Here is a 21,842-nt window from a genome sequence, read left to right on the forward strand (position 1 = left end):
AGTATATCAGTTACGGCTATTACTTTTGCAAACAATTTAGTGAAAAGTGATGAAACACTTTAATGCTTTAATTCATTTAAAATAAAATATTTCATACAGTTAAAATTTGATAGGCATATATGAAAGTAATGAAATTCGGAGGCACCAGTGTAGGAAAACCGGAAAGAATGCATCAGGTAGCCCAACTGATTACAAAAGACAATGAACCGGTAATTATAGTACTGAGTGCACTCAGTGGCACTACTAATGCCTTAGTTGAAATTAGTAACCATTTGGCAGAAAGTAACAAAGATGAGGCACGTGTATGTATTCAAAAATTAGAAGCGCATTATCAATCATTCATTCTTTCACTTTTAAAACAACCCGAATTTTTAGCAAAAGCCAAGGCAATTGTAGCTGAGCATTTTGAATTTCTGAATATCATTACACGGATATCATTTAGTGAGGCATTAAATAAAGATATTTTAGCACAAGGTGAATTGATGAGTACACGGTTGTTTTCAGTGTATTTGGAAGAACAAGATATTGATCATGTATTATTACCTGCATTAGAGTTTATGCGGATAGATGCTAATGAAGAACCCAATTTACCTGTAATTAAAACCAGGATAGAGGCTTTACTGAAACAAAATTCCGATAAAAAATTATTTATTACCCAGGGGTATATTTGTAGAAATGCTCGTGGCGAGGTAGATAATTTGAAAAGAGGTGGAAGCGATTATACTGCATCACTGATTGCAGCAGCAGTGAATGCCAGTGTTTGTGAAATATGGACAGATATTGACGGTATGCACAATAATGACCCCCGTGTTGTAAATAAAACCATTGCTATTGAGCAATTAAGTTTCGATGAAGCAGCTGAGCTGGCCTACTTTGGTGCAAAAATTTTGCATCCTACCTGTATTTGGCCTGCACAACAGCAAAATGTTCCGGTTAAGTTACTGAATACCATGGAACCCACTGCAAAAGGCACTACCATTATGCATGAAGCGGGCAGTGTTGGGGTAAAAGCCATTGCAGCAAAAGATGGTATTTTTGCCATAAAAATTCGAAGCAGCCGCATGTTACTGGCTTATGGTTTTTTACGTAAAGTATTTGAGGTGTTTGAAAAGTACAAAACTTCTATTGATATGATTACCACTTCTGAAGTGGCTGTTTCTGTTACAATTGATAATCCTGTTTTTTTAAATGAAATCATCCGTGAATTAGAACCATTTGGTGTTGTTGAAACCGATACAGAACAAACCATTATTTCCATTGTAGGTAATCAGATTGCCGAAACCAAAGAAGTGCTGATGAAGTTGTTTGATGCCATACATGATATCCCTGTACGGATGGTAAGTTATGGTGGTAGTCCGCACAATATTTCGCTTCTGGTACCTTCTGCCTATAAAAAAGAAACCCTTCAATTATTGAACAAGGGTTTATTTGGCCTGGAATAATTACATATAAACATATATAAAGACTGCAATTTTTTCAAGCTGCAGTCTTTTTTAGTTTTAGATTTTGTTGTGATGCTTAAATAATCAGTAAAGCATCACCATAGCTGAAGAAACGATATTTATCTTTTATTGCTTTTTTATAAGCCTCCATGGTTAAGTCATAACCCGCAAATGCACAAGTCATAATTAACAAACTAGTTTTGGGTAAATGAAAATTGGTTACCAAACTGTCTGCCACACTAAATTCATAGGGAGGATGTATAAAATGATTGGTCCAACCTTCACTGGGCTTTAATAGCTTTTGTGCAGTAAAACTACTTTCCATAGCACGCATGGTAGTGGTACCAATTGAGCAGATGCGATGGCCGGTTTGTTTGGCCGTATTCACAATGCGGCAGGCTTCTTCTGTAATTTGATAATATTCTGCATCCATTTTGTGTTTACTTAAATCTTCTACTTCAATGGGCCTAAAAGTACCTAAGCCGGTATGCAGTGTAACCTCCGCAAAACGGATACCTTGAATTTCGCAGCGTTTAATTAACTCTTTACTAAAATGCAGACCTGCAGTGGGGGCTGCTACAGCACCTTCATATTTTGCATAAACGGTTTGGTAGCGCTCTTTATCTTCTTCATCGGGTTTGCGTTTAATGTATTTGGGTAAGGGTGTTTCACCGAGTGTTTCCAGCATTTCTTTAAAACTGGCGTCATCTCCTTCCCACAAAAAACGAATGGTACGGCCACGGCTGGTGGTGTTATCAATTACTTCTGCCACCAATTCTTCATTATCACCAAAATATAATTTATTACCTACTCTTATTTTGCGGGCCGGGTCTACAATAACATCCCATAAACGGTTGGGTTTATTGAGTTCTCTTAAAAGGAAAACTTCAATTTTGGCACCTGTTTTTTCTTTTCTACCATACATTCTTGCTGGAAAAACCTTGGTGTTATTGACAACAAATACATCTTTGTCGTCGAAATATTCCAATATATCCCTAAAATGTTTGTTTTCCATGTTGCCGGTTTTACGGTCAACCACCATCATTCGGCTGTCTTCTCTTCTTTTTGTGGGATTTTGGGCAATGAGGTTTAAAGGTAAATCGAATCGAAATTGAGATAGTTTCATGTGTCTAATCTTTTTTTTGAAATGATAGCCACATTCAGTTTGCCGCCGCCTTACGGGGCGACTCGCTTCATGTTACGGCATGAATTTTTTTGAAGGGTGCAAAGTTAAGCTTATTCGCTGTACTTACAAAGTAAATCATGCAAATATATTACAGCATGGCATTGATTAGGGTTTGGGTATAAGCGCTTGTTGGATGATGGAAAATTTGTTCTGTAGTACCTATTTCTTCTATTCTGCCTTTATTCATTACCATTATTCTGTCGCTGATATATTTTACAACACCCATATCGTGCGAAATAAATATGCCTGTAAAATTGAATTCATTTTTTAAATCATTGATTAAATTTAAAATCTGTGCCTGCACACTTACATCTAAAGCAGCTACACTCTCATCGAAAATAATGAGGCTTGGATGTACTGCCAAAGCTCGTGCAATCACCACTCTTTGTCTTTGACCGCCACTGAGTTCTTTAGGATAACGGCTATAATAATTGGGATTGAGTTTTACTTTCTCCAGCAAAGCCAACACATGTTCTTTCTTTTCAGATGGCGTTGCAAACAACCCGTGTACTTTCATTGGTTCGGCAATGGTTTCTCCAATGGTTTGGCGGCTGTTTAATGAGGTATAAGGGTCCTGAAAAACCATTTGTATTTCTTTGCGCCAGTGCTTGTTTTTAGAAGATAGGGCAGATAAATTCATTCCATTAAAATAAATGGAACCATTTTCAACAGGTATAATTTGCATGATGGCTTTTGCCAATGTGCTTTTGCCACATCCACTTTCACCTGCCACACCCAAAATTTCACCTGTATACACTTCAAAATGAATATTGTGCAATATGTTTTGGAAGGCAATTGGGGTGCCTGCCATATTTCTTTTAATAGGAAAACGAATATTCAGCTGTTGTACCCGCAAAATTGGGGTTTTACTGATAGGTGCAATTGTTGATGTATATTTTAAAGCCGGTGAATGGTATGTTTTTGCAATGATACTCCCGTCTATTAATTCTTCCATTAAATCCTGAACCAGCGGTAAATGTTGCCCATGAAGGTACATGGATGGGCGGCAGGCTAACAAGGCTTTTGTATAAGGATGCGAAGGATGACTAAAAATAATATCACTGGTATTGCTTTCAACAATTTTTCCTTTATACATCACCATTACTTTTTGTGCGTATTTTTTCACTACCCCTAAATCGTGGCTAATGAACAGGAGTGCCATTTGATGGGTTATTTGTAGTTGCTGTAATAAATCGAGCAAAATTTTTTGAACGGTAGCATCCAGAGCTGTGATAGGTTCATCGCAGATCAACAGGTCGGGCTGGCAACTCATGGCCATAGCAATCATCACTCTTTGTTTTTGGCCGCCACTTAGTTCATGTGGGTATTTATAAAATAAACGTTCCGGATCGGGTAATTGGACCTGTTGAAATAAGGCCAGCGCTTTTTGTTTAGCTGCTTTTTTTCCCATTGACAAATGAGCTTTTATAGCTTCTGTTACCTGCCTGCCACAAGTCATGATGGGATTCAGCGATGACATGGGTTCTTGAAAAATCATGGCGATTTTTTGACCTCTGATGTTGCGTATTTGTTGCATTCCGGTAGTAAGCAAATCAATCGTTTCTTCCTTGTTATTGTAAACAATACTTCCGTTTTTGTAAAAAGCAGGAGGGCTTGCAATTAAACGTAGTACTGACAGGGCGGTAACAGATTTGCCACTACCGCTTTCTCCCACAATGGCCACCCATTCGCCCCGCGATATTGTGAACTGAATGTTTTCAATAGCAGTGGTAATGTTTTTATTTTGAACAAAATCAACTGATAGTTGATTGATTTCTAACAAAGGTTTAGACATAGTGCTAATTAAACCATTTTTCTGCATAGAATCTCTAATAATTTCAAACATTGTTTAAATGTTGTTTAACAATTGCATCACTGGTTAATCTTTGCGTAAATTTTATAACATGTATGCATTTCATGGCATACAATGCCCTAATTTTGCGAAACTAAAGTTTTGGTACAGCCTATTTTTGTTATGATAAAATCAGCCTGGTGGAAGATATTGAGTTTCTTGTTATTAATGTACACCTGTTTTATGGGGTTTTTAGTAAGAGTGCCTACGCCACCCGGTGTTCCTTTACAACAAAGCATCCGTAATTTATTTTTTCATGTGCCCATGTGGTTTGGGATGAATATTTTATTCCTGGTATCCTTTATATATGCCATAAAATATTTACGTAATCCGCTTAAAAAGTATGATACCTATTCATTAGAATATGCCCGTACCGGAATAGTTTTTGGCATTCTGGGCTTAGTTACAGGTGCCATTTGGGCCAAATACCAATGGGGTGCTGCCTGGAGTGGCGATGCCAAACAAAATGGGGCCGCTATTGCTTTACTCATTTATTTGGCTTATTTTGTTTTAAGAGGTTCGTTGAATGATGATGAGAAAAAAGCCAGGGTAGGTGGTGTTTATAATATATTTGCATTTTTTATGTTATATCCCTCTATCTGGATATTACCCAGATTAGTAGAAAGTTTGCATCCGGGTGGATTGGGTAGTGACGGCAACCCGGCATTGAATGGGAATGATTTAGACGCTTCCATGCGTTTGGTGTTTTGGCCCGCTGTTATTGGCTGGTCACTTTTAGGTGTTTGGATAACCACCTTGCGTATTCGGTTACAATTTATTAAAGAAAAAGCCATAGCATAATGATAAAAAAAATAAAATTTTGGATGATGGCAGTATGCTTATTCTTATTGAATAATGTACTGGTGGCACAAACCAATACACCAGATGATGGTAGCATCATGAAAAGTAATGGAAAAATTTATGTAGTAATGGCAGTGGTAGTGGTAATTGTGCTGGGCTTATTCATTTATCTGATTGCATTAGACCGTCAAATCAGGCGCATTGAAAAAAAGTAGAACATCCTATTTCTACCACTTCATTATTAAAAATACACACAATTTTATCTTCACTAGCATAAACGATTTACTACGATACATAATATTTAAAAACGATTGATTATGTCAAATGAACAGTACAGCTTTTTTCATAACGTAGAACGCAGTTTTGATAAAGCAGCAGAATTTACCAAATGGGATAAAGGTTTGTTAGAACAAATCAAAGCCTGTAACAGCGTGTATAGAATGCGTTTTCCTGTTAAAATGGATGACGGCAGGATAGAAGTAATTGAAGCCTATCGGGTACAACACAGTCAGCACAAATCACCCTGTAAAGGGGGTATTCGCTTCAGTGAAGCAGTTGATCAGGACGAGGTAATGGCTTTGGCCAGTTTAATGACTTATAAATGCGCCATTGTAAATGTGCCTTTTGGTGGGGCCAAAGGTGGAATTAAAATTAATCCCAGAAATTACAGCACTTATGAGTTAGAAAAAATTACCCGCCGTTATACCAGTGAATTGGTAAAGAAAAATTTTATTGGTCCCGGCATAGATGTTCCGGCACCTGATTATGGAACAGGAGAAAGAGAGATGGCCTGGATTGTAGATACCTATGCTTCATTAAAACCCGGCGAAATTGATGCTGCCGGTTGTGTTACCGGAAAACCCGTATCGCAGGGTGGGGTTCGGGGCAGAAAAGAAGCCACCGGATTGGGGGTATTTTATGGTGTTCGCGAAGTATGCAATATGGCCGGCAGAATGAAAAAATTAGGTCTTACTCCCGGTGTTGAAGGAAAGCGAGTAGTAGTGCAGGGTTTGGGTAATGTGGGCTATCACTCTGCAAAATTTTTCAGAGAGCATGGTTCAATCGTTATTGCCATTGCTGAATATGAAGGTGCTATATTTAACCCCAACGGTTTGAATGAGGAAGCGGTATTTCAGCATCGAAAATCAACCGGTTCAATTTTAAATTTTCCCGGTGCAACAAATATTGTAAAAAGTACTGATGCATTGGAGTTAGAATGTGATATTTTGATACCTGCAGCATTGGAGAATGTAATTAATGGCAATAATGCAGACCGCATCAAAGCAAAAATTATTGGAGAAGCTGCCAACGGTCCATTAACACCTGAAGCCGATGCTATTTTAAACAAAAAAGGCACTTTAATTGTGCCCGATATGTACTTAAATGCCGGTGGAGTAACGGTGTCTTATTTTGAATGGCTTAAAAACCTTTCACATGTGCGTTATGGCCGTTTGGAAAAAAGGTTTACTGAAAATATGAATAGCCATATTTTAACGCAAATGGAAGGACTAACCGGGAAAAAAGTTTCTGATGCTGAAAGAAAATTCATTATGCATGGGGCTGAAGAAGTAGATTTAGTGCATAGCGGATTGGAAGAAACCATGATTACTGCTACACAGGAAATTATTGAGATTTGGGATAAAAATTCTGAAATTCCTGATATGCGTACTGCAGCATATGTTTGTGCTATTAATAAAGTAGCTATTTCATATAATGAATTGGGAATTTTCCCATAATCTGCTTCATGTACAATGCTGAATAATATTGCCGTTGCTTTTGCAACGGCTTTTTTTCGGTGTACAAAAATTGATGATACCAAATGAATTCATTAATTTAACTGTTGATTCATTGATGATATGAGAAACCTTATTGCTATATTCCTGCTCATTCCTGTTTGCATTGAAGCACAACCGCCCAAATGGATCAATAATATTTTAAGTAATGAGGTGATTAAAATTCCCGTTTATCAGATAGATGCAGTCAGTACTTCTGTTTTGTATTTACCCATGCCTTTTGCCAAATCTGATTTTGTTGATACTGCCGGTGTCTTTCATTTACAACATGCAGATATTTTATCGGTTGATTTGGTATTTACTGATTATCCTGCAGTCAAAACATTAACATCACTCAATGGTGCCCGGTTCAAATCATTGCTACAACTTATTCCCTTTATTCATGATCAATCTTTTACACAATGGAGAATGATTCGCCAAACCAATGGAAAGGATGCCATCACTTCAGAACAATTGATGCACGGATTCGTAATTCATTATCGTTCCTTTCCTACACTTGCCTCGGTTCAAAAAGAATTAACCCTGGTAAAACAAACAGCAACTGCACTCCGGCAATTATCATATCATCCGGTTCTGCAAACTGCTTCCAATGCACCTGAACCGGCTAAAAAAATCAGGTATTGGGATGTAATTTATGGTTCATCAGCATCCACCGCATCTGTATTCTATATCAAAAATAGGCCGGTATTGCAAATTGCTGATACTGTTTTTACTTCAATTGTACCATCCGATTCAATTGTGCAAATGCCTTTTAAGGCTGCCATGCAAAAAAGAATGCTTACCCGGCAACAACAACAAAAGTTTCAAAAAGCAACACAATTGTATTGTTTATTAGGTGCACCACGTGAATGGTCGGATGATCAACCGCATCAATCAGTTGTAATCGCCAATCCATTACCGTTACCAGACATAACATTATTACATAACCTGCGGCAACAAACATTCAAACAGGCATTATTGGTGGTAGATGTTACGGCCAGTATGTCGTTGTATACGGTACAACTGTTACATTGGTTGCAACAAACAGATACGCTGCATTCCATTAAACAGTTTTCCTGTTTTAATGATGGAGATGATATGCCTACAGAGCAAAAGGTAATGGGGCATACCGGCGGTATTTATATAACGCCATACACCAATATTAAAAATGCTGCTGCATTGATGGAAACTGCCATGCAAAAGGGTTCCGGGGGTGATACGCCCGAAAATGTTTGTGAGGCGCTCATTCAATCTATAGCGCGTTGTGCAGATTGTAAAGAAGTTGTTTTAATAGCTGATAACTGGGCGCCGGTAAGAGATATTGAACTGGTACAAGAAATAAAAAAGCCGGTACACATTATGATTTGCGGTGGTACAATTGGCGTGCATCCTGATTATGTAACCATTGCCTATAAAACCGGTGGAAGTTTGCATTTCACTGATAAAACAATTTCAGATTTTAGTGCGTTGCAAAATGGGGGGGAGCTGCTGATCCGTTCTTTGCCATTCCGGATAGATAAAAATGGCCGGGTTATGGTTAGTATCCACAGCCGTCATGAATGATATTCGGGTAAATCGTCAAGGGCTTTTCCATTCATGGTATCCCAACAAAAACTTTGGTTCCCATTTGTTATTACCAGATAATCGGTTTTTAATATTTGTTGGTATGATAAAATCTGGTCAATAATAGAAGTGGATAAGGATACCTTCATCTCCTTACATTCTATCAGCATCCAGGGCACCTTGTTTTTATAAATGGCAATATCAAATCTTTTCTTTTTATCGCTTATCCGTATTTCCTGTTCAACTGCAATCAACGATGCAGGATATTTTTTTTCTTTTACCAGATAATTTAAAAAATTTTGTCGTACCCATTCTTCCGGCGTTAAGGTTACCCAGCTTTTTCTGATTGTATCAAAAATAAAAGCTTTTTCGCCTTGTTCTTTAATACTAAAATCCGGTTTGGGGTACTGTATTTGAATCATGATTTGAAGTTGGTTTTTGCCATCTCAATTTTTTTGAAATAGTTTGTAAATATACGTTTTGATATTTTTTTAATGGAAGCATGCAGAATTTAAGCAAAAAATGGCTACATTTACCGGTTAAACTATTGGGAAATATTGAAATAAATCAATTACCTGTTGTTTTGAAAATTAGAATGATGTAACGATTGTGTATTTAAATAATATACATTATATATTAAGAAATTATGAAAACAAAATCTGAAATTGTAAAAAACTGGTTACCCCGTTATACCGGCGAAAAATTAGAAAACTTTGGGGAATATATATTGCTCACCAATTTCAATAATTATGTTGAAAAATTTGCAGAATGGAATAAGGTAAATGTAGTGGGAAGAGATCGTTCTTTTCAATGTGCAACAGCGAATGATATTACGATTATTAATTTTGGGATGGGGAGTCCGGGTGCAGCCACGATTATGGATTTACTTTCAGCCATTGAACCCAAAGCAGTATTGTTTTTAGGAAAATGTGGTGGCTTAAAAAAACGTAATAAAATTGGTGATTTAATTTTACCCATTGCTGCCCTTCGCGGCGAAGGTACTTCTAACGATTATTTTCCACCTGAAGTGCCTGCACTGCCGGCATTTGCTTTGCAAAAAGCTATTTCAACCACCATTCGCGATAATAAAGTTGATTATTGGACAGGAACTGTTTACACTACCAACAGACGGGTTTGGGAACATGACGATGATTTTAAGGCCTACCTTACCAAGGTTCGTGCTTATGCCATTGATATGGAAACAGCAACAATATTTACTGTTGGTTTTTATAACCATATACCTACAGGGGCATTATTACTGGTAAGCGATTCTCCTATGATTCCTGAAGGGGTAAAAACAGAAGCAAGTGATAAAAAAGTAACCAGCAAATTTGTAGACCGTCATCTTAAAATTGGTATTGATTCACTTTTACAACTTAAAAATAACGGATTAACGGTAAGGCACTTGCGTTTTTAATCTTTCCATAAAAAAGGAAACAATATAAAGGCCAGTATGGCCACCATTGCATCGAGGCCAATCATTAAACCCACCATTTGCCAGAGGCCACCCTGAACAACAGAGGAAAAGCCAATGGATGCAATTTTGATGAGTAGCAATAGCTGCGGTATAATGAGTGGAAACCCCATGATAGCCATCAATGCAGCCTGTTGTTCTGCTTTAGCAGCAATGGCAGCTAAAAATGTAAATACCAAACTAAGGCTAAGCCCGCCTAACATACTAATACCCACAAAGGCGGTCATGTTTTTAAGTGGATTACCCAATAGCAAGGTAAATACAGCCAAACTAACAAGGCTCATCAATAACATGAGTATGGCATTGAACACCAGTTTTGCGATCATAAAATCGCCGGCACCTGCAATTGAATAAAAATACAACATTCTACCCCTGCTTTCAGCTAAAAAACTTTTGGCTACAGCATTAATGCATATAAATAATTGCACTACCCAAAATAAAGCATTCCAAACCCGATCTTCCGGTTGCCCCATACTTAAATACACTACAAAAATAGTAGAAGCCACATACAGTAAAATACCGTAGAAGGTATATTGCTGTCGGGTTTCGAGCAATATATCTTTTTTAATTAGGGCAATAATGTGCTGCTTGTTCATCAGGGCTTAATTTGATGGCATTTCCTGCATCTGGGTTCATAAATATCTTTTTCGCCCAATAAAACCTGGCCAGACTGTTCTGTTTTTCTATGCGATATGTTCGCGATATTGCCACATACTACACAAATGGCATGTAGTTTGGTAATGTAATCTGCTCGTGCTAACAAATTGGGCATTTGTCCAAATGGGTTGCCTAAATAATCCATATCTAATCCTGCAATAATAACGCGTATACCCCTTAAAGCCAATTTTTCACATACATCACCAATTTCATCATCAAAAAATTGCGCTTCGTCAATACCAACTACGTCAACATCCTGTGCCAAAAGTAGTATAGTTTGTGAATTTTCTATAGGAGTGGAAGCAATGGCATTGGCATCATGACTTACCACATCATTATCATCATATCTGGTATCAATTGCAGGTTTAAAAATTTCAACTTTCAAATTAGCAATTCTGGCTCTTTTCAATCTTCTAATCAGTTCTTCTGTTTTTCCGCTAAACATACTGCCGCATATCACTTCAATCCAACCAATTTTATCGCCTTTGATGTGTGGTTCTATAAACATTTTTTTAAAAGGGTTAATTGGTAAAAGCTTATTAACTTTAACCGTATTTTCAAACATCAAATGTATTACATCCTATGGAAAGAGTAGATACTCTTATCAACAAATTAAATGAGCAATGGGCAAAAAAAGAGTCATCGGCTGCTTTATTAGCCACTGTTCAATTGTTGCTGGCAGCCTTGCAGCAGGATCATCATCATGCGCCTGTGGGTAATCATGTATCGGTGGTGATGCCATTTCATTTTCCTGCTTCTGGTTCAGAACAGGCTATGCCCATTCCGGAAAAGAAAATTTTAGAGGATAATAAGGATACATCGAATACCTACATAGCAAATCTATTCCAAAAGCCAACATTCATTCCGCATCCTAACAAACCCGCCTCCGAATTTAAGGAAGGAATGGAAGGCGATAAAAGCCTGAACGAAAAATTAAAAACAGAAAAGAAAGAATTAGCAGCCACCTTACAGGAAGCACCCATAAAAGATTTACACAAAGCCATTGGCATTAACGATCGCTATCTTTTTGTGAATGAATTGTTTCATGGAGATGAAACCATGTTTGAAAGGAGTATTAAAACCATTAATGGTTTTGCATCTTTTCCGGAAGCTTCATTTTGGATGGAAAAAGAACTAAAACTGAAATTAGGCTGGCAGGATGAGAATGAAACAATTGCCACTTTTTATCAATTGGTTAAAAGAAGATTTTCCTGAATATATTTTATAATACCTCTGGTTGAACCAGCATGCTGTTGTACATAATTTCCGGAAATTTTACAGGCATTTGAATATAGCTCCGCTTCATTCAATAATTTTTTAAATTCTTGTTCAAGCATCAAAGCATCATCTATGCTAAAGGCTCCACCTAATTCAACCAAGGCTGTTGCTTCAAAAAATTTATCGTAAACGGGGCCAAAAACAACAGGTTTGCCATAAACGGCGGCTTCTAAAATATTATGTACCCCATCTTCCCCAAATCCACCTCCTACATAGCATATAGTGGCGTATCGGTACAATCGGCTTAACATACCAATATTATCAATGATTAAAGCGTTGCATCCTGAAAAATCGATACCTGCATGTAAACCGGAGTAGCAAATATTATTTTTATATAGTGCTTTGCATTCGGCAATTCTATCTTCATCAATTTCATGTGGGGCAATAATAAAGCATAACTCAGGATGGGAATTGGCAAAATGATCTAAGGCTTCATCGTCTTCTGTCCATGTACTGCCAGCAACAATAACCTGCCTGTTTTGAATAAATTGTTCAATCAATGCATTTTGATAAGACTCAAGGGCAATATTAATAACACGGTCAAATCTGGTATCTCCGGCAACAGTGGTTTTATTGTCCAATCCAATAGAAGCAAGTAGTTTTTTTGAATCCTGATTTTGAACAAACAGATGTTGAAAGCAATGTAGCATGTTTCGATGCAGGCCTCCATACCATTTAAAAAATGGCTGGTTGCCTCTGAAAATGCCTGATACCAAAATGGCAGGGATATTTTTATTTTTGATAGCAGTTAAATAATAATACCAAAATTCATATTTAACAAATACTACCAAAGCAGGCATTGTTATGGTCAGCCATTGCTCAGCATGGGCAGCACTATCCATTGGTAAATAAAACATCCAATCAGCAATGGCATCATTCTTTTTTGCTTCATAACCCGAAGGAGAAAAAAAAGTAACCAGAATTTTATAAGCAGGAAATTGGGTTTTTATCTGTTCCATTAATGGCCTTCCCTGTTCAAATTCGCCTAATGAGGCGCAATGAAACCAAACAGTGGGTGAAGTATTGTTTTGTAAAGCATCTGAAACCTGATCAAAAATATTTTTTCTGCCGGTTAACCACAAAGCAGCCTTTTTATTGCCACGTTGAATGAGCCTGGCAATAACCACATACAATTTTAAAAAAAGGTTATAAAAAAAAAGTTGCCACATAATTGTTGGTACAAATAAACGCTTTTAAACCATTTAATGTACAAGTTATGGCATGAAATATGTAAAACTGTTTTCAATTATAATTTTGTTTTACTTTTGCCGCACTTAAATTGAGCCCATGAAACCAATTCAAATGGTGGATACCAAAACCCAGTATCTTAAAATTAAAGATGCTATACAAGAAGGAATTCAGGAAGTGTTAGAGAGTGCTGCATATATTAATGGGCCTGCTGTTCAAAGGTTTACCCATTCTTTAAATACCTATATGGGGTCCAAACACACCATTCCTTGTGCCAATGGTACCGATGCGTTACAAATTGCTTTAATGGCATTGGGTTTACAACCCGGCGATGAAATAATTACTCCATCCTTTACCTATATTGCAACTACTGAAGTGGTGGCTTTATTGCGTTTAAAGCCGGTGTTTGTTGATGTGGATCCTGTTACATTTTGTATTGACCCCAATGTTATTGAAAAATCCATTACTCCAAAAACCAAAGCAATTGTGCCGGTGCATTTATACGGACAGGCGGCGAATATGGAAGCAATTATGGCCATTGCAGAAGCACACCATTTATTTGTTGTGGAAGATAATGCGCAGGCCATTGGTTGTAACTATACCTTCTCAAATGGTACAACTGTAAAAACAGGAACCATTGGCCATATTGGATGTACCTCTTTTTATCCCAGTAAAAATTTAGGTGCTTATGGTGATGGGGGTGCTATGTTTACCAACGATGACACATTGGCGGACAAACTGCGAATAATTGCTAATCATGGTCAAAAGGTTAGGTATTATCATGATGTGGTAGGATGTAATTCCAGATTAGATGCCATACAGGCCGCTATTTTAGATGTTAAATTAAAACACCTGGATGAATATATTGCCGCACGTAATCAGACTGCTGCATTTTATAACCAGGCATTTGCCAACCATGCAAATATTACTGTGCCGGGTATTGCATCGTATTCAAACCATGTTTATCATCAATATACGCTGGTATTGAATAATGCTGACAGAGATGCTTTGAATGCCTATTTGGCTGAACAAAAAATTCCTTCCATGATCTATTATCCTGTACCCGGCCATAAACAAAAAATGTTCAGCACATTTGGTTTGCCGGAAGTGCAGTTGCCTGTTACTGACTGGCTTACCGAACGGGTAATTTCACTGCCCATGCATACAGAATTAGATGCAGAACAATTAGGATATATTACCACGCATGTTTTAAATTTTTTAAATAAATAATATATGAAGATAGCAGTTGTTGGTACCGGATATGTTGGATTAGTTTCCGGAACCTGTTTTGCTGAAACCGGAAATCATGTTACTTGTATTGATATAGATGCCAAAAAGGTGCAAAAATTAGCTGCCGGCACCATTACCATTTATGAGCCGGGTTTAGAAAAAATTTTCATCAGAAACTTAAATGAAAAGCGGTTAGATTTTACTACCCATCTTGCCGAAGGCATAAAAGATGCACAAATCATTTTTCTGGCATTGCCTACCCCGCCGGGGGAAGATGGTTCTGCTGACTTAAAATATATTTTAGGGGTTGCAGACCAGTTAGGAAAATTATTAAACGGTTATAAAGTAATAGTTGATAAAAGTACCGTTCCGGTTGGAACGGCCGATAAAGTAAAAGCAGCCATTGCCGCAAATTTTAAGGGTGAATTTGATGTGGTAAGTAATCCTGAATTTTTAAGAGAAGGTGTTGCTGTAGATGATTTTATGAAACCAGACAGGGTAGTGATTGGTACTACTTCTGAAAGAGCCAGAAAAATAATGGGTGAATTGTATGCTCCGTATGTGCGGCAAGGTAATCCCGTTATATTTATGGATGAAAAAAGTGCAGAGCTCACAAAATATGCTGCCAATTCTTTTTTGGCAACCAAAATATCATTCATGAATGAAATTGCACAACTCTGCGAAAAGTTAGGAGCAGATGTGGATATGGTACGCAGGGGTATTGGTAGTGACGAACGCATTGGAAAACGATTTTTATTTCCTGGTATTGGTTATGGTGGCAGTTGCTTTCCAAAAGATGTGCAGGCCTTAATTAAATCTGCCGAACAAGTGCAATACGATTTTAAAATTTTAAAAGCAGTTGAAACAGTAAATGAAAACCAAAAATTGCACCTGCTTCCTAAAATAAAAAATTATTTTTCAGGCAAACTGACAGGTAAGCATTTTGCATTGTGGGGTTTAGCTTTTAAACCGAATACAGATGATATTCGTGAAGCACCTGCTTTGTATATCATTCAGGTATTATTAGCCGAAGGTGCTACCATTACAGCTTTTGATCCGGAAGCAATGCACAATGTGCAACAGCAAATTGGCGATCGTATTCACTATGCAAAAGATCAGTATGAAGCCCTGCAAAATGCAGATGCATTAATTATTGCTACTGAGTGGAATGAATTCAGAACACCCGATTTTGACGAAATGGTAAAAAGAATGAATCAGAAAACTATATTTGATGGCAGAAATTTATTTGAAGTAAAAATCATGCAGGATAAAGGTTTTTATTACGAAAGTATTGGCCGTCCATAAAAACAATTACATGGAAAAAAAACGCATTCTCATTACCGGAGCAGCCGGATTTTTAGGCTCGCATTTATGCGACAGATTTATAAAAGAAGGCTATGATGTTATTGGTATGGATAACCTGATTACAGGCGATCTGCGCAATATTGAGCACCTGTTTAAACTGCCCGAATTTGAATTTTATCATCACGATATATCTAAATTTATACATGTACCCGGTAAGCTGGATTATATTCTTCACTTTGCCTCTCCGGCCAGCCCCATCGATTATTTGAAAATACCCATTCAAACTTTAAAAGTTGGCTCATTGGGAACGCATAATTGTTTGGGTTTGGCAAAAGAAAAGAAAGCAAGAATGCTCATTGCTTCTACTTCAGAAGTATACGGCGACCCATTAGTGCACCCTCAAAATGAATCGTACTGGGGAAATGTGAATCCAATCGGTCCTCGTGGTGTATATGATGAAGCCAAAAGATTTCAGGAAGCCATTACCATGGCATACCATACCTATCATGGATTAGAAACCCGTATTGTTCGTATTTTCAATACGTATGGCCCTCGTATGCGTTTAAATGATGGCCGGGCATTACCCGCTTTCATTGGTCAGGCTTTGCGTGGGGAAGATTTAACCGTATTTGGTGACGGAAGCCAGACTCGCTCTTTTTGTTACGTAGATGATTTAATTGAAGGAATTTACAGATTGTTGTTAAGTGATTATCCTTATCCGGTAAACATTGGCAATCCCAATGAAATCAGTTTAAAAGATTTTGCAGAAGAAGTATTGAAATTAACCGGCGCCGCTGTAAAAATAGTGTACAAACCCTTACCTGTAGATGATCCAAAGCAAAGGCAACCCGATATTACAAAAGCAAAAGAAATTTTAGGATGGCAACCCACTATTGACAGAGCAGAGGGCTTGAAGCGCACTTATAATTATTTTAAATCTTTACCACATGAAGAATTATTTAAGCAGCCAAAAGAATTTGTTCAGCATTAAATTGTATTCAACAAAAAAATTATGCAGCAAAAAGAGAAAGTAGCTATTATTGGCTTAGGCTATGTGGGGCTTTCTCTTGCATTGGCATTTGCCAAAAAAAGAGCAGTAATAGGCTTTGATATTAATGCTGATAAAATTCAATTACTGCAAAATAAGATTGATCCAAATCAGGAATTTGATGCAGATGCTTTCAATGATATTGATATTCAATTTACAGATCAGCTAAAAGATATTGCCGGTGCTGATTATTATATTGTTGCAGTACCTACTCCTGTAAATGGAGAACGGATTCCTAATTTAACAGCATTGCTCAATGCCTGTAAAAGTGTGGGAACCGTTATTACTCCCGGTAATATTGTTATTTTCGAATCCACCGTTTATCCCGGTTGTACCGAGGAAGATTGTATTCCTTTGATTGAACAGGTAAGTGGCTTAAAAGCGGGTACTGATTTTTTTTATGGATACTCTCCCGAACGAATTAATCCAGGTGATGCGCAACATACCCTGGAGCAAGTGATAAAAGTAGTAGCAGGGTGTAATGAATACGCCACTTCAAAAGTTGCTGCATTATATGGCGAAGTAGTGCAGGCAGGTATTCACATTGTACCGAATATTCAAACCGCAGAAGCCGCCAAAATAATAGAGAATACCCAACGCGATTTGAATATTGGATTGATGAATGAATTGTCGATGATTTTTGATAAAATGCAGTTAGATACCAAAGCCGTACTGGCTGCTGCAGCCACAAAATGGAATTTTATGCCATTTTCACCGGGGTTAGTGGGCGGTCATTGTATTGGTGTTGATCCCTATTACCTTACTTATAAAGCAGCCAGATTAGGCTATAATTCCCAAATTATTACTGCTGCAAGAATGATTAATGATGGAATGGGAAAATATGTTGCCGATAAAATTATACAACACTTAATTGTAGCTGTTGATGTGGTGAAAAGTGCGAAGGTGTTGGTGATGGGTGCTACTTTTAAAGAAAATGTATCAGATATCAGAAATGCCAAAATTGCTGATGTGGTATTTGCATTACAGCAATTGAATATACAGGTGCATGTAACAGACCCCAGAGCCAGTCACAATGCCCTGATGCAGGAATATGGATTTGGATTAACAACATCGGTTGAGAAAGATTATGATGTGGTTATTGTGGCTGTGCCACATAAAGAATATCTATTATTAACTGATGATTATTTTAGTTCTATTACACAACCACATGCATTGATTGTAGATATCAAAGGAATTTATTCAAACAAAATTTATTCCAGAAAATATTGGTCACTTTAATTTACGTTCATGTATTTACCAGTTGTACTTGTTACCGGAAAAAATGGTCAGTTAGGCAGTGAACTGCAACAACTTGCTGTTCAGTATAAAGCGCTGTTTCAGTTTATTTTTACAGATAAATCTACATTGGATATCACCAATCCTGATCTCGTTTACCATTTTTTTGAGCAACACAGGCCTCAGTTTTGCATTAACTGCGCCGCCTATACAGCTGTAGATAAAGCAGAAACTGAACAACAACAGGCCTATGCCATTAATGCAGAAGCTGTGAATACATTAGCCAAAGCCTGCGCTGCAACGAATGCTGGTTTCATTAGTTTTTCAACTGATTATGTTTTCGATGGCACACAAAATAAACCCTATAAGCCGGATGATGCTACGCAACCTGTTAACTATTATGGTTATTCAAAATACATGGGTGAACAACTGGCGCTTAAAAATTGTGAAAAATCAATCATTATTCGAACATCGTGGGTTTATAGCAGGTATGGCAATAATTTTGTAAAAACCATGTTGCGTTTAATGAAAGAACGAACTGAAATTAACGTGGTAAACGATCAATATGGCTGCCCAACCTATGCTGCGGATCTTGCAAAAGCTGTATTGGATATTTTGCAACCATTAAGCAATGCATCTTTCAATTATTTCCCATCCGGAATTTATCATTATGCCAATGAAGGTGCTATTTCATGGTTTCAATTTGCACAGGCTATACAGCAATTAACCCAATTGCCCTGTACTGTACATCCCATTCCATCATCTGCGTATCCAACTGCGGCAAAGCGGCCAATGTATAGTGTATTGAACATAAAAAAAATATTGCATGTGTTTCATCTGCAACAGACTAACTGGCGGCAGAGTTTACAAAGTTGTTTAACTGCAATGAAAGCTATGCAACAATAATATTCATATTGCCATAATATTTATATGTTATGGAACAATTTCAAAATTTTCTTGTTATAACTTCAGTTCATTCTAAACATTAAAAAATATAAATTTTATGCAATTACAAAAAGGAATGCAGGCACCTGATTTTGCGCTTTATGATACTGATAGAAATCAGGTAACATTAAGTTCATTGAAAGGCAAAAAAGTAATCTTGTTATTTTTTCCAATGGCTTTTACCGGTGTTTGTACCAAAGAATTATGTGCAGTTAGAGATGGTATGGCAGTTTATAATAATTCAGATGCAGTAGTATTGGGCATTTCAGTAGATTCTCCTTTTACTTTAGCAAAATTTAAAGAAGCAGAAGGCCTGAATTTTCAATTGTTGAGCGATTTCAATAAAGAAGTTTCAACGGCTTATGGTGCAATATATGACTCATTTATTGGATGGATGAAAGGTGTTAGTAAAAGAGCAGCATTTTTAATTGATGCCAATAGCACTATTCAATATGCAGAAGTTTTAGAAAATGCCGGCGATTTGCCTAATTTTGAAGCCATTCAACACATACTGGCAGCATAAATGTAGCCATTTTAAAAAGGGATTGTTTCGTTAACAATCCCTTATTTTTTCTACAAACCTGCTTCATATAATTGTACAGTTGTTGTAGTAATTACCAAAATGGTTCTCTTGTTCACCGGTATGCAGTAACTTAGCTAAGCAATTAAGTGTTGATTGATGACAAAACTTTGCTTTACAATTTTATTGTTTTTTACATGTTTTGCGGGCAATGCACATCCTGAAAAACCTGTTTTCCCTGATAATTTTGATCAGGTAAAATTGGTAACTGTCTACCCCAATCCTGCTACTTCATTCATTAATTTTGAATTTGAAGGAAATCAGAATTATAAAAATTATACTTTATATATATTCAGCTTTATTGGCAAAAAAATGAATGATTATTTGGTGGATGGTACCAAAATTACTGTTCCGCTGGATGATTATTACCGCGGCATGTATGTGTATCAGTTACGCAATCAAAACGGCATCATTGTTCAATCCGGGCGCTTTCAGGTAGTAAAATAATATTGCGCTATTGGTCTTGAACTTCTACAATTAAAAATTTCAGGTATTCCGTATTGTCTAATCCCCGGATGATTGGATGGTCATTGGATTGTGTTTGAAACAAAACCTGTCGTATTCTTTTTCTTGCATCCTTTGCAGCCATTTCAATGGTGGTTAAGAATTGCTGTGGTGTTATTAAATTGGTACAACTGGAGGTAACCAAAAAACCGCCGTTTTCTACTAATTTTATGCCGCGTAAATTAATTTCCTTGTATCCGTTTAATGCATTTTGAATATTGCTCCTGCTTTTGGTAAATGCAGGCGGGTCTAACATTACTACATCATATTTCTGTTCTTCTTTGGCCCATTGTTTCAGCACATCAAATGCATTGGCTACTTCAAACCGGCAAATGTTTTCTAATCCGTTTAAAGCCGCATTTTTATTGGCTTGCTGCACTGCCTGTTCGCTACTATCAATTCCTTTTACTTTTTTGGCACCAAAATGTGCAGCATGAATTTCGAATGTGCCGATATAAGTAAAAGCGCCTAAAACATTTGCATTTTTTACAATGGGTTCAATTGCATTCCGGTTGTGTTGCTGGTCTAAAAAATAACCGGTTTTTTGTCCGTTTTCTATATCCACATAAAATTGTAACCCGTTTTCATTCAATAGAATATTGGTGGGAAATGCAGCCGATAAAAACCCTTTTTGCTGTGGTAAACCCTCCAGTTCCCTTACTGGCACGTCATTGCGTTCATAAATTCCTTTAGGATGAAATATTTGTTCCAACGCAGCTATAATGGCAGGTTTCCATCGGTCAATACCCAATGCCAATGTTTGAATAACAAAATAAGCATTAAACTTATCAATAATCAGAGCGGGCAAACCATCGGCCTCACCAAAAACCAACCGGCAATTTTCCCGGTAGCCTAATTTTTGCCGGTATTGCCAGGCCAACATTATTCTATTGTAAAAAAAGTCTTCATCTATTTTTTCCTTTTTTCTTGTTAACAGCCGAACCGTGATCTGCGATTTTGGATTGTAATAGCCAATTCCAATCAATTTTTTATCATTGCTGTATACTTCAACCAAATCGCCTGGTGTAATGTGTTCGGGAATAGGTTGTAATTCATTCCCAAATATCCATGGATGGCCACCGGCAATTCGGGGATTCATTTTTTTGTTTAAAAAAACCTTTGTCATTTTGCAAAAATAAGCGCAACACCTGCCAATTTTACTGATTCAGGCTTATTGGCAAAAAAATTGCCTTTCTTTAATCACTTCAAATATAAACTATGCAAGGAAAAGACAAACACCAAAAACACCTTACTGAGAGTGATTTATCATTAAATACTGACGAAAATGCAGCCGGGTCTGCACATTTAAAAGAACCCGTGGCAGAACAGGGGGAAATAGAAAAATTAGAAGCCGAAATACAGGAACAAAAGGATAAATATTTACGTTTATTGGCTGAATTCGAAAATTTTAAGCGTAGAACAGCGAAAGAACGTTTGGAATTGCAACAAACAGCCGGAAAAGAAGTGATTGTATCTTTATTGGATGTATTGGATGATTGTGACAGGGCCGAGAAACAATTGAACAGCACAGATGATATTGCCCTGCAAAAAGAAGGTATTCAATTAGTTTTTAATAAACTAAGAAATGTGCTGCAAAACAAGGGGTTAAAAGTAATGGACAGCATGCAAACTGATTTTGATATTGAAAAACATGAGGCTATTACCGAAATTCCTGCTCCGAATGAAAGTTTAAAAGGTAAAGTATTAGATGAGGTACAAAAAGGCTATTATTTGAATGACAAACTGATACGTTTTGCGAAAGTAATTGTTGGAAAATAATA

22 protein-coding genes are annotated in these 21,842 nt (G+C 37.1%); 15 read left to right on the plus strand and 7 right to left on the minus strand.

All coding sequences use genetic code 11. The features are described 5' to 3' along the window. The first annotated feature begins 119 nt into the window (after window positions 1-119). Window positions 120-1,442 (plus strand): aspartate kinase, encoded by a 1,323-nt coding sequence (locus tag AC3QLY_RS10325; protein WP_218331161.1) that lies wholly within the window; start codon window positions 120-122, stop codon window positions 1,440-1,442. Between the two features lie 76 nt (window positions 1,443-1,518). On the opposite strand, the gene queA is transcribed toward AC3QLY_RS10325, so the two are convergent. Continuing rightward, window positions 1,519-2,568, minus strand: a complete 1,050-nt coding sequence (gene queA, locus AC3QLY_RS10330; RefSeq protein WP_068246625.1) for a tRNA preQ1(34) S-adenosylmethionine ribosyltransferase-isomerase QueA — start codon at window positions 2,566-2,568, stop codon at window positions 1,519-1,521. 148 nt (window positions 2,569-2,716) lie between these two features. Then, window positions 2,717-4,474, minus strand: coding sequence for a dipeptide ABC transporter ATP-binding protein (locus AC3QLY_RS10335; protein WP_492989726.1), 1,758 nt, complete (start codon window positions 4,472-4,474; stop codon window positions 2,717-2,719). Between the two features lie 129 nt (window positions 4,475-4,603). Between AC3QLY_RS10335 and ccsA the strand changes: the two genes are divergently transcribed. From ccsA to AC3QLY_RS10355, 4 genes are all read left to right on the plus strand, one after another. Then, the gene (gene ccsA, locus AC3QLY_RS10340; RefSeq protein ID WP_081301279.1) at window positions 4,604-5,281 is read left to right on the plus strand and encodes a cytochrome c biogenesis protein CcsA; all 678 of its coding nucleotides are present in this window, start codon (window positions 4,604-4,606) and stop codon (window positions 5,279-5,281) included. Next, entirely contained in the window at window positions 5,281-5,496 is a 216-nt protein-coding gene (locus tag AC3QLY_RS10345; protein WP_074419936.1) for a CcmD family protein, read from the plus strand. The genes ccsA and AC3QLY_RS10345 overlap by 1 nt, the downstream gene beginning before the upstream one ends. A gap of 102 nt (window positions 5,497-5,598) precedes the next feature. Then, window positions 5,599-7,017 carry a Glu/Leu/Phe/Val family dehydrogenase gene (locus AC3QLY_RS10350; protein ID WP_074419937.1) on the plus strand — a complete coding sequence of 473 codons (1,419 nt, stop codon included), beginning with the start codon at window positions 5,599-5,601 and terminating at the stop codon, window positions 7,015-7,017. 120 nt (window positions 7,018-7,137) lie between these two features. Continuing rightward, complete coding sequence (locus AC3QLY_RS10355; RefSeq protein WP_074419938.1) at window positions 7,138-8,616, plus strand: hypothetical protein; 1,479 nt, start codon at window positions 7,138-7,140, stop codon at window positions 8,614-8,616. Here AC3QLY_RS10355 and AC3QLY_RS10360 read toward each other — a convergent pair. Further along, complete coding sequence (locus AC3QLY_RS10360) at window positions 8,607-9,038, minus strand: type I restriction enzyme HsdR N-terminal domain-containing protein (RefSeq protein ID WP_074419939.1); 432 nt, start codon at window positions 9,036-9,038, stop codon at window positions 8,607-8,609. The genes AC3QLY_RS10355 and AC3QLY_RS10360 overlap by 10 nt on opposite strands. Window positions 9,039-9,262: 224 nt before the next feature. On the opposite strand from AC3QLY_RS10360, the gene AC3QLY_RS10365 reads away from it, so the two are divergent. After that, the gene (locus AC3QLY_RS10365; protein ID WP_074419940.1) at window positions 9,263-10,033 is read left to right on the plus strand and encodes an AMP nucleosidase; all 771 of its coding nucleotides are present in this window, start codon (window positions 9,263-9,265) and stop codon (window positions 10,031-10,033) included. Here AC3QLY_RS10365 and AC3QLY_RS10370 read toward each other — a convergent pair. After that, the gene (locus AC3QLY_RS10370) at window positions 10,030-10,686 is read right to left on the minus strand and encodes a heme exporter protein CcmB (protein WP_074419941.1); all 657 of its coding nucleotides are present in this window, start codon (window positions 10,684-10,686) and stop codon (window positions 10,030-10,032) included. The two genes, AC3QLY_RS10365 and AC3QLY_RS10370, sit on opposite strands and share 4 nt — an antisense overlap. Then, window positions 10,686-11,255: a thymidine kinase gene (locus AC3QLY_RS10375; protein ID WP_074419963.1), complete on the minus strand. Its 570-nt coding sequence runs from the start codon at window positions 11,253-11,255 to the stop codon at window positions 10,686-10,688. The genes AC3QLY_RS10370 and AC3QLY_RS10375 overlap by 1 nt, the downstream gene beginning before the upstream one ends. A gap of 74 nt (window positions 11,256-11,329) precedes the next feature. Here AC3QLY_RS10375 and AC3QLY_RS10380 point away from each other — a divergent pair, with 74 nt between their 5' ends. Further along, complete coding sequence (locus tag AC3QLY_RS10380; protein ID WP_074419942.1) at window positions 11,330-11,962, plus strand: DUF8457 domain-containing protein; 633 nt, start codon at window positions 11,330-11,332, stop codon at window positions 11,960-11,962. Here the strand turns inward: AC3QLY_RS10380 and AC3QLY_RS10385 are convergent. Beyond that, window positions 11,935-13,194: a 3-deoxy-D-manno-octulosonic acid transferase gene (locus AC3QLY_RS10385; protein ID WP_074419943.1), complete on the minus strand. Its 1,260-nt coding sequence runs from the start codon at window positions 13,192-13,194 to the stop codon at window positions 11,935-11,937. The two genes, AC3QLY_RS10380 and AC3QLY_RS10385, sit on opposite strands and share 28 nt — an antisense overlap. 118 nt (window positions 13,195-13,312) lie before the next feature. Here AC3QLY_RS10385 and AC3QLY_RS10390 point away from each other — a divergent pair, with 118 nt between their 5' ends. The 7 genes from AC3QLY_RS10390 (at window position 13,313) to AC3QLY_RS10420 (ending at window position 20,004) form a co-directional block, all read left to right on the plus strand. Continuing rightward, the gene (locus AC3QLY_RS10390) at window positions 13,313-14,443 is read left to right on the plus strand and encodes a DegT/DnrJ/EryC1/StrS family aminotransferase (protein WP_074419944.1); all 1,131 of its coding nucleotides are present in this window, start codon (window positions 13,313-13,315) and stop codon (window positions 14,441-14,443) included. 3 nt (window positions 14,444-14,446) lie between these two features. Next, window positions 14,447-15,748, plus strand: coding sequence for a UDP-glucose dehydrogenase family protein (locus AC3QLY_RS10395; protein WP_074419945.1), 1,302 nt, complete (start codon window positions 14,447-14,449; stop codon window positions 15,746-15,748). Window positions 15,749-15,758: 10 nt separating this feature from the next. Further along, complete coding sequence (locus AC3QLY_RS10400) at window positions 15,759-16,739, plus strand: UDP-glucuronic acid decarboxylase family protein (protein WP_074419946.1); 981 nt, start codon at window positions 15,759-15,761, stop codon at window positions 16,737-16,739. A gap of 21 nt (window positions 16,740-16,760) precedes the next feature. Further along, window positions 16,761-18,035, plus strand: coding sequence for a nucleotide sugar dehydrogenase (locus AC3QLY_RS10405; protein ID WP_074419947.1), 1,275 nt, complete (start codon window positions 16,761-16,763; stop codon window positions 18,033-18,035). Window positions 18,036-18,044: 9 nt separating this feature from the next. Then, window positions 18,045-18,938, plus strand: coding sequence for a dTDP-4-dehydrorhamnose reductase (gene rfbD / locus AC3QLY_RS10410; RefSeq protein ID WP_074419948.1), 894 nt, complete (start codon window positions 18,045-18,047; stop codon window positions 18,936-18,938). A 97-nt stretch (window positions 18,939-19,035) separates the two neighbouring features. Next, window positions 19,036-19,500 (plus strand): redoxin domain-containing protein, encoded by a 465-nt coding sequence (locus AC3QLY_RS10415; RefSeq protein WP_074419949.1) that lies wholly within the window; start codon window positions 19,036-19,038, stop codon window positions 19,498-19,500. Between the two features lie 156 nt (window positions 19,501-19,656). Continuing rightward, on the plus strand, window positions 19,657-20,004 hold the full coding sequence (locus AC3QLY_RS10420) for a T9SS type A sorting domain-containing protein (protein WP_074421153.1): 348 nt from the start codon (window positions 19,657-19,659) through the stop codon (window positions 20,002-20,004). A gap of 7 nt (window positions 20,005-20,011) precedes the next feature. On the opposite strand, the gene AC3QLY_RS10425 is transcribed toward AC3QLY_RS10420, so the two are convergent. Then, window positions 20,012-21,187, minus strand: coding sequence for a class I SAM-dependent rRNA methyltransferase (locus AC3QLY_RS10425; protein ID WP_074419951.1), 1,176 nt, complete (start codon window positions 21,185-21,187; stop codon window positions 20,012-20,014). Window positions 21,188-21,279: 92 nt separating this feature from the next. Here AC3QLY_RS10425 and AC3QLY_RS10430 point away from each other — a divergent pair, with 92 nt between their 5' ends. Next, window positions 21,280-21,840 carry a nucleotide exchange factor GrpE gene (locus AC3QLY_RS10430; RefSeq protein ID WP_074419952.1) on the plus strand — a complete coding sequence of 187 codons (561 nt, stop codon included), beginning with the start codon at window positions 21,280-21,282 and terminating at the stop codon, window positions 21,838-21,840. Window positions 21,841-21,842 lie beyond the last annotated feature (2 nt).

This window comes from Hydrotalea sp. GW822-HT8A01, assembly GCF_058798575.1.

Bases quoted from the DNA above. Each gene is read 5' to 3' on its own strand.
- AC3QLY_RS10325 (WP_218331161.1), top strand. From the start codon at position 120: ATGAAAGTAATGAAATTCGGAGGCACCAGTGTAGGAAAACCGGAAAGA.
- queA (WP_068246625.1), bottom strand. From the start codon at position 2,568: ATGAAACTATCTCAATTTCGATTCGATTTACCTTTAAACCTCATTGCC.
- AC3QLY_RS10335 (WP_492989726.1), bottom strand. From the start codon at position 4,474: ATGTTTGAAATTATTAGAGATTCTATGCAGAAAAATGGTTTAATTAGC.
- ccsA (WP_081301279.1), top strand. From the start codon at position 4,604: ATGATAAAATCAGCCTGGTGGAAGATATTGAGTTTCTTGTTATTAATG.
- AC3QLY_RS10345 (WP_074419936.1), top strand. From the start codon at position 5,281: ATGATAAAAAAAATAAAATTTTGGATGATGGCAGTATGCTTATTCTTA.
- AC3QLY_RS10350 (WP_074419937.1), top strand. From the start codon at position 5,599: ATGTCAAATGAACAGTACAGCTTTTTTCATAACGTAGAACGCAGTTTT.
- AC3QLY_RS10355 (WP_074419938.1), top strand. From the start codon at position 7,138: ATGAGAAACCTTATTGCTATATTCCTGCTCATTCCTGTTTGCATTGAA.
- AC3QLY_RS10360 (WP_074419939.1), bottom strand. From the start codon at position 9,038: ATGATTCAAATACAGTACCCCAAACCGGATTTTAGTATTAAAGAACAA.
- AC3QLY_RS10365 (WP_074419940.1), top strand. From the start codon at position 9,263: ATGAAAACAAAATCTGAAATTGTAAAAAACTGGTTACCCCGTTATACC.
- AC3QLY_RS10370 (WP_074419941.1), bottom strand. From the start codon at position 10,686: ATGAACAAGCAGCACATTATTGCCCTAATTAAAAAAGATATATTGCTC.
- AC3QLY_RS10375 (WP_074419963.1), bottom strand. From the start codon at position 11,255: ATGTTTATAGAACCACACATCAAAGGCGATAAAATTGGTTGGATTGAA.
- AC3QLY_RS10380 (WP_074419942.1), top strand. From the start codon at position 11,330: ATGGAAAGAGTAGATACTCTTATCAACAAATTAAATGAGCAATGGGCA.
- AC3QLY_RS10385 (WP_074419943.1), bottom strand. From the start codon at position 13,194: ATGTGGCAACTTTTTTTTTATAACCTTTTTTTAAAATTGTATGTGGTT.
- AC3QLY_RS10390 (WP_074419944.1), top strand. From the start codon at position 13,313: ATGAAACCAATTCAAATGGTGGATACCAAAACCCAGTATCTTAAAATT.
- AC3QLY_RS10395 (WP_074419945.1), top strand. From the start codon at position 14,447: ATGAAGATAGCAGTTGTTGGTACCGGATATGTTGGATTAGTTTCCGGA.
- AC3QLY_RS10400 (WP_074419946.1), top strand. From the start codon at position 15,759: ATGGAAAAAAAACGCATTCTCATTACCGGAGCAGCCGGATTTTTAGGC.
- AC3QLY_RS10405 (WP_074419947.1), top strand. From the start codon at position 16,761: ATGCAGCAAAAAGAGAAAGTAGCTATTATTGGCTTAGGCTATGTGGGG.
- rfbD (WP_074419948.1), top strand. From the start codon at position 18,045: ATGTATTTACCAGTTGTACTTGTTACCGGAAAAAATGGTCAGTTAGGC.
- AC3QLY_RS10415 (WP_074419949.1), top strand. From the start codon at position 19,036: ATGCAATTACAAAAAGGAATGCAGGCACCTGATTTTGCGCTTTATGAT.
- AC3QLY_RS10420 (WP_074421153.1), top strand. From the start codon at position 19,657: ATGACAAAACTTTGCTTTACAATTTTATTGTTTTTTACATGTTTTGCG.
- AC3QLY_RS10425 (WP_074419951.1), bottom strand. From the start codon at position 21,187: ATGACAAAGGTTTTTTTAAACAAAAAAATGAATCCCCGAATTGCCGGT.
- AC3QLY_RS10430 (WP_074419952.1), top strand. From the start codon at position 21,280: ATGCAAGGAAAAGACAAACACCAAAAACACCTTACTGAGAGTGATTTA.